Below are 11,629 nucleotides of genomic sequence, written 5' to 3'. Positions count from 1 at the left end.
TGGTATAATAGTAAGAATGCAAGTGAACGGAAAGGAAGCGGGTGAATGTCTGTAATGCACCTCAATGAAAAGCTGCACGCGCTGATGGAACAACAGCTTAACGTTCATGTCGAGACCACGATCATGAAACGGGGCTGGCAGTACTATATGGAAGGCAAAGTGAACAGTGCCAACGAAGGAAGCCAGGACCATCTCTACGGCGTGGTGAAGGGTTCGGATTTGTATGCCGTTATTCTGGATGCCGGCAATTTGAGGTATAGCTCTTGCACTTGTCCTTATTCTGGATTTTGCAAGCACATGGCAGCCGTTTATTTTCAATATTGCAGTCAGCAGGAGGGCGGGCATACGCTTGCCGAACGCTCTTATTTCCGCTTGCTCGGACTGTCGTCCGCAAGCAACTTTGTCAAGAACAAGCCGAGCGTGCAGGAAGCTCCTCAGCCGGAGGCGGCACCCGTCATTCAGAGAGATCCAGGAGAATCGGCAACGGCTCTGGAATGGTTTGCTTGGATGGAGGCAACCCATGGCGAGACGTGGCGCAAATGCAGGCATTCGCTTCATGCGCTTCAGCCCTTGCTCTCGTCGCTGAAGGGACTTTCCAAGGATTGGGAGAAACGGATGCAGCGCCTGCACTGGTCGACCGCGATTATTTTTGTTCTTGAGCAAGCTGAACGGGCGATCAATACAGTTGATTCGTTCAGCAGATATTATCATGAAATGTCATTCATCCGTATGGCGGAGCCTTGGATTGAACATTTATATACGCTCGTTTCGGAGCTGGCGCCAGCTGAGATGGAGCCGCGGGAAGAGGCGTGGGCGGATGCTTTGATTGCTCACGTCAAGCTATGGGCATCCAGCACGGAACGGCAGCTATTTGATTGGGAATACATGTATTTGGCTTTTTGCGAGAAGCTTGCCGAAAACCGAAGCTGGTTTGAAGGAGAGCTTTCGGCGATGGTGGAGCAGTCGGGGGAGGAAGCTCCGGAGAGCGTGAACAAAGCATTTTTGCACACTGCCATTGGGATCATGTACTTTTTGGATAGACAGGACAAAGAAGCAATCGAACATTTCTCATTGACGGAATTTGAGCGTTCGCAGAAAGTGATGTACCCTTGCGCGGCACAACGAATGGAAGAGGGACGTTGGGAGCTTGTTGCCGAGTGGATGAGCTTTCTTTTCGAGAGAGTGAACAAGGGCAAAAACGGAAGGTCCGTGGGACCTTTCGTAACCTTATGCCGCAGAGCGGATCTTGATCGTCCGGATATGCCGGTCTGGTCCGAGTATATGACGCAGCTGCTGCCTCATTCCTATTCTGAATTATCGGATCATTGGCTGGATCAGAAGCGGTATGAGGAGTGGGCGGATCTTCAAATGCTTGTGGGCTCGCGCCCTGAGGACGTTGGCGCGCATGCGCTGAGGGAAATTGCCAAGCTTGCGCCTCGTGCGTTAATGCCGCTGTATCACCAGTCTGTAGAGGCATCGATTCAAACGCGCAACCGCCAAGGCTACCGGGTAGCCGTTAAACAGCTCAAGAAGCTTGAAAAGCTCTACAAAGCCGATAAGGATGCAGTACGGTGGGAGCAATATATTGGAGGGCTGGTACACAAGCATCAGCGTCTTAGAGCGTTCCAAGAAGAGCTGTGGAAAGGGAAAATTGTTACATGAAAACATATATTGGCGCACGCAAATTGACGGTAGACGGATTTTGGAACGAGGATGAGAGCGGCGCCTCCGTTTTATTAAGCGCTGTTGACCGTAAGGATGCGGCAGACGGGAAGCTGCGTACGTTATTGTTTGCATGGCATAAAGCTTCGTGGTACGGGGCAGATATCGAGGAAATCAGCATTGGCGAACGGAAGCTGTTGAAGATTCCTCCATTGCTCGCCATGGACTACTTGTCTTCGCCTCAGCATGTCAGGCTGCTTCAGGTAGATTGGACGGATCGCTTAGGCGTTTTGATGCAAATGGCTGAACACATAAGAACGGCACTGCTTAACGGCTGGTTTGCGCCGGATTGGGAACGCTGGAACGACGAGAAACGAGCATGGCGGATGTCGATTCCAGAGAAAGAGCATGCGTTCTCCCTTCAATGGGATACCAACGCGCAGGCTGCCCATCGGAATGGCGATATCGGCATCGAGCATTGGATCAGCGGAGCCATTGAACAAATGATTGAAGAAAACGAGCAGGCAGGGAGCGCTTGGAAGGCGGTAAGCTCGGCCTCGGGCGAAGCTGTCCTTAGGCGGAAAGCTGCAGATGAGGAAGATTGGCTCATCGCGATCGGACTCCGGAAGGATGTGCTGCCGTTTCGGATCGCGCTGCAGCTTGTTGAGCCTGCGGAGTCAGCGTATTGGCGGCTGCGCCCGGCATTGCAGGATAGGGATGGCGGCCCTTGGCTGCCCATTCGGTTCAATGAGAAGGATGGCGGCTGGGAGGCGGATACGGAGGATGAGCGTGAAATCCCGTCCGAATGGCTGTCGCTACTGGTGGGCAAGCTTGCAAAAGAACAGTTGAAATGGATAACTGCTCTGCCTGAGCTGAAGGCTGCCTCGAATGAGAACGAGCTTAGAGAAAGGCTCTCCGACAACGAAGCGTGGAATTTCCTTGAGCATGCGAGCGTTCAGCTGTTGGAAGCTGGCTGCCCCGTGCTGCTGCCTAGCTGGTGGGAAGCGGTACGCACGCGCAAGCTGAGGCTGAAAGCAAAGATGAAATCCTCGGTAGGCTCTGCAGCACAGCCGATGTTTGGCCTAGACCAAATCGTCCAGTTTGATTGGAAGCTGGCGCTTGGCGATGTCAATTTGTCTGAAGCGGAATTTATGCAGCTGGCCGAGCAGAACCGCCGGCTCTTCCATATAGGCGGAGAATGGGTCCATTTGGACCCCCAGGATGTCACGCAGATCAAGCAGTGGTTGAAACGAATGGGCAAACGCAAAGGCTTGTCGTTCCGTGACGTGCTTGAGATGCATCTAAGAGGCGGCATCCCGCTGGATGACAGCGGGGAGCTGGAGTCGGAGCTGGAAGCGGAGGTCGAGCTGAATGAGCATATGACCGCATGGCTTACGCAGCTGCAGCAAATATCGGAAATACCGTCTGCCGAAATTCCTCCGTCTTTTTTAGGCGAGCTACGCCCTTATCAGCATCAAGGTGTTTCTTGGCTTCTATTTCTAAGAAAATTCGGACTCGGCGGCGTGCTTGCAGATGATATGGGACTGGGAAAAACCATTCAATTTATGGCTTATCTCGTCTATATAAAGGAGCGGAAGCTCCAATCGAACGGACCTTCCCTGTTGATTTGCCCGACATCGGTTATCGGGAACTGGGAGAAGGAGCTTGAGAAATTTGCGCCGTCTCTTCGTGTCATGCTTCACTACGGAAACAAGCGGGAGAAAGGCGAGCATTTCCGCGATTCAGTCGCTGAGGCTGATCTGGTCATAACTTCTTACTCACTTGCACAGCTGGATGAAGAGGACTTGAACCTGGTCGATTGGGATGCGTTATGCTTGGATGAGGCGCAAAACATTAAAAACGTGTATACGAAGCAGTCGACGGCTATTAGACGTTTGCCTGCCCAGCATCGAATCGCGTTAACCGGAACGCCGATGGAAAATCGGTTGACGGAGCTTTGGTCGATCTATGATTTCATCAATCCAGGTTACTTAGGCAATATTAACGAATTCCGGAAGGAAGTCGTTGCGCCAATCGAAAAAACGCGGGACGAAAAAATGATTGCGGGCCTTCAACGCTGGGTGAAGCCGTTTATGCTGCGCCGTGTAAAAAAAGATCCGAACATCCAGCTTTCGCTGCCGGATAAGAATGAATTTAAAACCTATATGACATTGACGGCCGAGCAAGGCGTGCTATACGAAAATTTAGTTGCGGACCTGCTCGAAAATCTCGATAAGCTGGGGCCTATGCAGCGTAGAGGTCTCATTCTTGCAGCATTAACGAAGCTAAAGCAGCTGTGTGACCATCCTTCCTTGCTTAGCGGTGAAGATAAACCCGCTGCCTGGGAAATCGAACGCTCCAACAAAGTGGCTAGGCTGCTTGAAATGTGTGAGGAAATTGCAGCAGAGGGTGAACGCTGCCTTATTTTCACGCAGTACATCGATATGGGCCATCAGCTCAAGCAGATGCTGGAGGAGAAGCTCGGCCTGCCTGTTCCTTATTTGCATGGCGGTGTGCCAAAGGTCAAACGCGACCAAATGATTGAGCAGTTCCAGAATGCCGATGAGCCTTGCTGCGCCTTCGTCCTTTCGTTGAAAGCCGGAGGAACGGGGCTGAATCTAACGGCAGCGAACCATGTGTTCCACTTCGATCGCTGGTGGAATCCGGCCGTAGAGAATCAGGCGACCGACCGGGCGTTCCGTATCGGGCAGACGAAGCAGGTTCAAGTGCATAAGTTTATTACGCTCGGCACGCTGGAAGAGAAAATCGACGAGATGATCGAGCGGAAGCAATCACTTAACGATCAAGTCGTCGGGCAGTCGGAGCAATGGATTACCGAAATGACAACCGAGGATTTACGAGAGCTTTTTGCGCTTCGAAAAGGCTGGTTAAAGGGATGAGGGATCTAAATGATTGAAGGCAGCTTGCGGGCAAAGCAGGAGAAGCTGCAGCTTGACACCCAAAAAGCCAATCAAGCTGAGCAAACCTCACATATCGAGGAATTTCCTGCAGTGGAAAGAAGCCATGAGGAAGCAAATGTGGAATGGCAGCAGTTTTATGAGGTTATCAAGGGCATTACCAAGGATATGCGTTACTAATATGGAATGAACATTGACATAGCCTGTCGGGAATAATAACCCGGCAGGCTATTCAATTTTATCCCTCTTGCGAAAAATAAGAGAATTGTATCCCTAACTTATCGTTTTTTGGACCTCCTGCCCTAGGAGCAGACCCGACTATAATAAAGGTGCGAGGCAAACAAGTACGACCATAAACGAGGAGGTCTTCCGAATGAGAAAAAGATCTACAGTAATTGCGACTCTATTGGTATCGATCATGCTGGTTGCATCGGCATGCGGCTCTAACGGAAATGCAGAAACAAACACAAACACAGGCACGAATAACAGCACGAATACGCCGGCCGAAGCGACTGATCCGCCAGTCGAAGCTAAGGACGTAACGTTGTCGCTTCGTCATACGCAAATCAAAGAAACGAGCAAGACCCGTTTGAAAATTCTGGAGGATGTCGTAGCCAAAACGCAGGATGAAAACAAAGGCTTGACCTTCAAGCTTGAAGGCATTGACGAGATTGTCAACCGCGATCAGAAGCTGAAGGCTGAAATGGCTGCCGGCAACCCTCCCGATATATTTGAAGTATTCGGCGGCGCAGACCTTAATCTTTATGTGAAAGCAAATCGCATGCTCGACCTGACGCCAATCATTGATGAGCTTGGTCTTAAAGACAAATTCGCAAGCTTGGATGAGTTCACGGTAGATGGCAAAGTGTACGGCCTGCCTTTCGGCGGCTATAGCGAAGCGATCTTCTACAACAAAAAAATCTTCTCTGAGCTAGGTTTGGAAATTCCGACCACTTGGGCGCAATTGCTTGACGTGTCCGAGAAAATCAAAGCAGCAGGCTACACGCCTTTCGGGCTAGCGGCCAAAGACGGCTGGGTAAACGGCATGCTTTGGAATACCGTGATGGAACGCAACGTAGGCATTGACGCCTTCAGCAAAGTCGTATCCGGCGAAGCGAAATGGACGGATGAAAACTTCGTCAAAGGTTTTGCTTCCTACGCGGAGCTTGTGAATAAGGATTACTTCACGAAAGGCGCTCTAGGCCTTGCCTATGCTGACCAAGGCGCGCAATTGCTTTCTGGCAAAGCCGCAATGGTATTTACGGGTACTTGGGACGCTAACCGTTTCTCTGGCGATGAAGCAGGCGAGCTTAAAGGACAAATTGGATACTTTGCATTCCCGTCCATCGATGGCGGAGCAGGCGACCAAACGTCCATTAACGCATCGTATTCGAATGGATTCGGTTTCTCTGCGAATTTGAACGAGGATCAAATTGAGGCGGCTAAGAAGTTCATCGCGAACTTCTTCACGGAAGAAGTTCAAAAACGCACGCTGGTTGAAGATAAATTGCTTCCTTCCATGAAGCTTAGCGATTTGTCCGGCGTTGACCCGCTTACAACTGAAATATTGACGGTTATGGCAAATGCTTCGACTTCTTGGAAGGCTTATGACGCAATTGTACAACCGGCAGTAGGCGCGGACGTTAACGTTGGCATCCAAGAGCTGATCGGCAAAGTAAGCACGCCGGAGAAAGTAGCGGCAAAAATACAAGCGTCGCAAGACAAAGCTAACGCAGCGAAGTAATCGCGAGGCATTACAATCGATCCTGTGACGGGCGAGAGGGTGTCCTTCCTTCCAGGAGGACACCCTCTTTTCACGCCAGGGTAAAAGGAGGACATTATGAACAGAGCACTTAAAAATCCGATTACTTACGTGGCGTTCATTATTCCGACGCTTGCTTTATACGCCTTATTTTTCGTATACCCTGTTATCGTATCCTTCTTCTACGGTTTCTTTCGCTGGGATGGCATTACCGAAAAAGTGTTTATCGGCTTCGATAATTTCACGAGACTTTGGCAGGATGAGGTTTTTAGAAAAGCACTAGTCAACAACTTTTATTTCATGGCGTTTTCCTTAATCGTGAACATTCCGCTCGTCTTCCTGATTTCTATCATTATTAGTAAAGTTAGACGGATGCGTGACTTTTACAAATCGGCCGTGTTCGTACCGGTCGTCATATCGACGGCAACGGTTGCGATTCTGTTCGGCGTGCTCTACAACTATGATTCGGGTATGATCAACCAATTTATTCGCCTCGTTGCGCCGGATGATTGGGCCCGCGAGTGGTTGTCAGATCCGAAGCTTGCGATGCTTTCGATCTTGATTGCCAATGCCTGGCAAAATATCGGCTTCTTCATTGTGCTTTGTTTGGCAGCGATTCTAAACATTCCGAAAGAGATTGTCGAAGCCTCCAAGCTGGACGGGGTAAACGGCTGGCAGGAAACATGGTCCATTACACTGCCGCTCGTTAGGCCGATCCTATTCGTCATGCTGCTGCTCACGGTTTCGGGAACGATGAAGGTGCTCGATATCGTACAAATTATGACGAATGGCGGACCGTTCCAATCTACGGAGGTCATGTCGACCTATATGCTTAAAGTAGGCTTCCGTTCGCTGGAGCTTGGTTACGGAAGCGCGATTGGAGTAGCGATGTTCATTATTATTTTGGTGCTGACCGGCATTCTGCAGCGCATCACGAAAAGCGAAGAGGTGCAATACTAATGGAAAAAACACGGAATTCGCAGTGGTGGATGCATACCTTCCTGTTCGGTTACGTGATCGTATTGCTGTTCCCGCTGCTATGGCTGTTCATGTCTTCATTCAAAACGAATCGTGAAATAACGGTCAATACTTGGTCGCTGCCAACAAGCTTTAATTTCGACAATTATGCAGCTGCGTGGCAAACGGCGAATATCGGCAAATATGCGTGGAACAGTACGTTCGTAACGGTCATTGCCTGCGTGCTTACGCTGTTGTTCGCCGCGATGACTTCCTTTGCGATCGCTCGCATGAAATACAAGAAATCAAATAAAGCGATATATCAATTTATTTTGCTTGGCCTGATCGTGCCGCCAGGCGCGCTATTTATCCCTTTGTACCGATTGGTACAAGGCATTAAAGTATTCGGACAGCCTTTATACGATACGCATTGGTCATTAATTTTGGTATACTGCACTTATGCATTGCCTATAACCGTGTTTATCATTTATGCCTTTATGCTCTCGATCCCGAATGAACTGGAGGAAGCGGGCATTGTGGATGGCTTGGGTGCAGTAGGCCTGTTCTTCAAGGTCATCATTCCAATTTCGCTGCCTGCACTCGTTACCGTCTTCATTCTGAACTTCATATCCAATTGGAACGAATATATATTATCGCAGTTGTTTATTACGTCCGAATCGCTCAAAACGCTTCCAACCGGCATGGCTACCTTCAATGACGGATATCGCACAAACTTTGCGTCGTTGTCAGCTGCGGTCATTATCAGCATTATACCTGTGCTTGCCGTGTACGTGTTTTTGCAGCGGCAGATTATTGAAGGCATGACGGCGGGAAGCGTGAAGGGGTAAACAAGAAGGAGCCTGCCAGATGAACCTGAGACCGAAATTGATGCTTGCTTTCATATGCCTGATCGTGATCCCAATGATTGGCCTCGGCATCTTCTCCTTCCTTAATTCAGAGACGCTGCTTGAGAAAAAATATAGCGAGCAAACGGAAATTTCGCTCAGGGCGGTTGGAGGGAACATCCGCTATTTCTTCCGCGAGCTGGATCAGCTCTCCGATGGCAATCTTACAAGCTCTGAGGTTCAGGATACGCTGAAATACAGCACTTACACATCGAATGACGCCAGTACACTCATTGCGATTAACCAAGCCGAAAAAGAAATGAAAAGAATCTTGTTTCAGCATCCAGCCGTCAGCTTCGTGGTTCTCTATGCGAAGGACGGTACGATGTTTCGCTCTTACCGCAACGATCCAACAACGTTCAAGCCGATTTCCTTCGACATGCTGAAAGCCCATTCGACGTATGATCGAGTGATAAAACTTGGGGGGCGACCGCTTTGGATTGGCCCGTATGAGCAAAGGGAGCTGACAGGCGTTGATCCGCCGCTGTTCACGCAGATGCGCGTGGTGAAGGATATCGAGACGTTCAATGATTTAGGCGTCATGATTACGCAGTACAAAACGGAAGAAGTTTCGGCGATGCTCAAAGCGTTTCAGAATCCACAGGCGGATGCCGCCGAAACCAGATATTTGATCGTTAATAAGTCGGGGCTCATCATGCTTGACAGCAAGAGCGAATTCGATGGCCGGAATATCAATGAACAGACTGACTCTCTGCCGCAGCAGACGAGTAACTACAATAGCTCCAGGGTAAAGTTCGAAGGCGTGGACAGCCTGGTGTCCTCTTACCAATTGGATCGCAACGAATGGATTCTGGTCTCCGTTAAGCCTTGGAACTCGCTGACGAACGAGAATGTCAGATTCGTGCAATGGATTGGCATGATAACGGTGCTGGGCTTATTGTCTGCGGTTCTATTTAACGTCTTCTTCGTTAACCGTGTAGCCAAATCGATTATTAAAGTGGTGCGCAAGATGAGGCTTGTCGAGCAAGGCTTGCTTGATATCCGAGTGACCGCACAAGGCAAGGACGAAACGGTGCTTCTCGCCAATAGCTTCAACAGCATGGTTGAACGGATCGGCAACCTTCTCAGCGAGGTAAGGCGGGAGCAAGCGCGCAAGCAGCATGCCGAGATGATGCTGATGCAGGCGCAGATCAAGCCCCATTTCCTTTTTAATACCTTGGAGTCGATCAACGCGCTTGCCGCTCAGAATGAAGGCGCCAAAATCATGCTGATGGTGCGCAGGCTAAGCAATCTGCTTCGTACGAGCATGCATCATTCGGAAGAAATCAGGATTAATCAAGAGATTGAGCATGTACGCAGCTATTTGGAAATTCAGAAGTATCGTTTCGAGGAGCTGTTCTCCTATGAGCTGAATGTGCCGGCAGATGCCTTGGATTTCTCCATTCTTAAGCTTACGCTGCAGCCATTGGTGGAAAACAGCATTCAGCACGGTTTTGACGGTTATGAGGATGGTCAAGGCAAAATTGTGATCGATGTGTTGACCGAGCCTTATCAAATAGTCATTATGGTCCGTGATAACGGGCTTGGCATGAGCGCAAATGTGCTCAAGAAGCTCGCGGCAGAGCAAGGCTCGACAAACGGCCCGACAAATGCCGCTGAGATTGGCGAGCGCAGAGGACTTGGCCTTCGCAATGTTGCCGATCGCTTGCGCATTCATTACGGCCCTGCTTTTGGCTTGTGGATATGCAGCCAAGAGGGCAGCGGTACCGTTATTCGCTGTGTAATTCCGAAGAGCAGAGGTGATCAGCTATGACAGGTAAAGTGCTCTTAGTCGACGATGAAGCACATATAACGAGAAATCTAGAAAAGGTTATTCCCTGGGAAATGCTTGGCCTAACTGTCGGCGGGACGGCAAAAAACGGCATGGAAGCATTGGAGCTTATGGAGCAGCATTCCTTTGATTTATTGCTATGCGATATCCGTATGCCGGTAATGGACGGGTTGGAGCTCGTGCGGCATATCCGGGATAAGGCGATGCCGTGCGATATTATTATGCTCTCGGGTTATCAGGACTTTGCTTATACGCGCACAGCCATTCAATTCGGAGTCAATGATTATGTGCTGAAGCCCATCCCGTATGATGAGCTTACCGGCGTTATCGCACGTGTAATGTCCAGTCAGCGGAACAAACAGAAGCAGCTGCAGGAAGAGAAGCAGAAGCTCGGCCGCATGATAGATCTGGCCAGCGAGAAAATTTTATACGATATTATTATGGATTATACGGATGTGACTGCAGACAATTGGCTGCTGACCGGAGACGAACAGCAGCTGAAGCAGCAGCAGTTCGTCTTAATCGTGCTCGATCTGGATGTTAGCTCAGAGTCGACGAAGGATTGGCGGGACTGGTCGGATAAGGAAAGAAAGCTATGGAACTTCGCCGTCTGCAACGTACTTCGTGAACGACTGCAGCAGAACGGACTGCATCATGCAGTCATTCAAATTCGCGATGGCGAATGGTGCGTGCTTATTGAAACGGATAAGGAAGCTGCCTTTGACCTATCAGCAATAAAAGGCTGGGCAGAAATGCTGATGTCCGCCATCAAAAACCATGTAAAGCTATCTTTGTTTGCGGGGATATTCCGGGAATTTGCTGCCGTGGCTGATTTGTCGCAAGCCTATAAGCTGGTGCAGCAAGGGATGCAGCTAACGCCGGAGCACGATAGCATTGCGGTGTATCCATCCGAGCAGCAGAAATCATCGCAAGCCGATCAAGCATTCTGGGATACCGCCGAGAAAATGATCGGAGCAGTCAAGCGCGGTGATTCTATCGGCGTAGACAACGAGTTGCAGGGCATCACGACGCTGTTGCAGCGCATGAATGAGCCTTCGCTTAATCGCGTCAAGCCGCTGCTGCATTTCTTTGTGCTCCACCTGATGCGTGAGATGAAGGAAATGGGGATCTTCTCGCGCGAGCAGGAAGATATGCTGTGGCGAAGATTGGACCGGCGATTTGGCGTTAAGGATTTGCTGTCGGTCATCCGTCAGGTTACGAATGCCGTATCGGAAAAGTCGATGGATAAGAAAAAACAATCCGAGATTTCAATGTCGGAGGCGAAAGCGTTTCTGGATCGCAATCTATATCGTGATTTAAGCGTAGAGGAGACAGCGACGCATGTCGGGCTGAGCACATCGTATTTCAGCTTATTGTTTAAGCAAACATTCGGAGAAACGTTCATTGAATATGTTACGCGTCAACGAATGGAGCGAGCGAAGGCGATGCTGGGGGAAACGGCCAAGAGCATAGCCCAAATAGCCAAGGAAGTCGGGTATGCGGAGCGGCGATATTTTACTAAGGTGTTCATGAAATATACGGGAGAGAACCCGACTGACTATCGAAGCAGAAGGCAGGGCGGTGCTCCTGAACATGCAACATTGAACGAATAGCCGGCTTGCGTTTCGAAAAA

8 protein-coding genes are annotated in these 11,629 nt (G+C 49.8%); all 8 read left to right on the top strand.

Annotation, left to right across the window (positions count from 1 at the left end; genetic code table 11):
- The first annotated feature begins 45 nt into the window (after positions 1–45).
- Positions 46–1,662: an SWIM zinc finger family protein gene (locus tag FHS16_RS24685; protein WP_183569186.1), complete on the top strand. Its 1,617-nt coding sequence runs from the start codon at positions 46–48 to the stop codon at positions 1,660–1,662.
- Positions 1,659–4,562 (top strand): DEAD/DEAH box helicase, encoded by a 2,904-nt coding sequence (locus tag FHS16_RS24680; RefSeq protein WP_183569184.1) that lies wholly within the window; start codon positions 1,659–1,661, stop codon positions 4,560–4,562. The genes FHS16_RS24685 and FHS16_RS24680 overlap by 4 nt, the downstream gene beginning before the upstream one ends.
- A 9-nt stretch (positions 4,563–4,571) precedes the next feature.
- Entirely contained in the window at positions 4,572–4,760 is a 189-nt protein-coding gene (locus tag FHS16_RS24675; protein ID WP_183569182.1) for a hypothetical protein, read from the top strand.
- Between the two features lie 193 nt (positions 4,761–4,953).
- Positions 4,954–6,324: an extracellular solute-binding protein gene (locus FHS16_RS24670; RefSeq protein ID WP_183569180.1), complete on the top strand. Its 1,371-nt coding sequence runs from the start codon at positions 4,954–4,956 to the stop codon at positions 6,322–6,324.
- 96 nt (positions 6,325–6,420) lie between these two features.
- The gene (locus FHS16_RS24665) at positions 6,421–7,302 is read left to right on the top strand and encodes a carbohydrate ABC transporter permease (RefSeq protein WP_183569177.1); all 882 of its coding nucleotides are present in this window, start codon (positions 6,421–6,423) and stop codon (positions 7,300–7,302) included.
- Positions 7,302–8,147, top strand: coding sequence for a carbohydrate ABC transporter permease (locus FHS16_RS24660; RefSeq protein ID WP_183569176.1), 846 nt, complete (start codon positions 7,302–7,304; stop codon positions 8,145–8,147). The genes FHS16_RS24665 and FHS16_RS24660 overlap by 1 nt, the downstream gene beginning before the upstream one ends.
- 19 nt (positions 8,148–8,166) lie before the next feature.
- Positions 8,167–9,978 (top strand): cache domain-containing sensor histidine kinase, encoded by a 1,812-nt coding sequence (locus tag FHS16_RS24655; RefSeq protein ID WP_183569174.1) that lies wholly within the window; start codon positions 8,167–8,169, stop codon positions 9,976–9,978.
- Positions 9,975–11,609 carry a response regulator transcription factor gene (locus FHS16_RS24650; protein WP_183569172.1) on the top strand — a complete coding sequence of 545 codons (1,635 nt, stop codon included), beginning with the start codon at positions 9,975–9,977 and terminating at the stop codon, positions 11,607–11,609. Before FHS16_RS24655 ends, FHS16_RS24650 begins: the two co-directional genes overlap by 4 nt.
- The last annotated feature ends 20 nt before the right edge of the window (positions 11,610–11,629 follow it).

The organism is Paenibacillus endophyticus (assembly GCF_014192395.1).
Taxonomy (GTDB): Bacteria; Bacillota; Bacilli; order Paenibacillales; family Paenibacillaceae; genus Pristimantibacillus; species Pristimantibacillus endophyticus.
Note: the sequence above shows the minus strand (reverse complement) of the source record. Positions and strands in the feature narration are given on the sequence as shown.

Bases quoted from the DNA above. Each gene is read 5' to 3' on its own strand.
- FHS16_RS24685 (WP_183569186.1), top strand. From the start codon at position 46: ATGTCTGTAATGCACCTCAATGAAAAGCTGCACGCGCTGATGGAACAA.
- FHS16_RS24680 (WP_183569184.1), top strand. From the start codon at position 1,659: ATGAAAACATATATTGGCGCACGCAAATTGACGGTAGACGGATTTTGG.
- FHS16_RS24675 (WP_183569182.1), top strand. From the start codon at position 4,572: ATGATTGAAGGCAGCTTGCGGGCAAAGCAGGAGAAGCTGCAGCTTGAC.
- FHS16_RS24670 (WP_183569180.1), top strand. From the start codon at position 4,954: ATGAGAAAAAGATCTACAGTAATTGCGACTCTATTGGTATCGATCATG.
- FHS16_RS24665 (WP_183569177.1), top strand. From the start codon at position 6,421: ATGAACAGAGCACTTAAAAATCCGATTACTTACGTGGCGTTCATTATT.
- FHS16_RS24660 (WP_183569176.1), top strand. From the start codon at position 7,302: ATGGAAAAAACACGGAATTCGCAGTGGTGGATGCATACCTTCCTGTTC.
- FHS16_RS24655 (WP_183569174.1), top strand. From the start codon at position 8,167: ATGAACCTGAGACCGAAATTGATGCTTGCTTTCATATGCCTGATCGTG.
- FHS16_RS24650 (WP_183569172.1), top strand. From the start codon at position 9,975: ATGACAGGTAAAGTGCTCTTAGTCGACGATGAAGCACATATAACGAGA.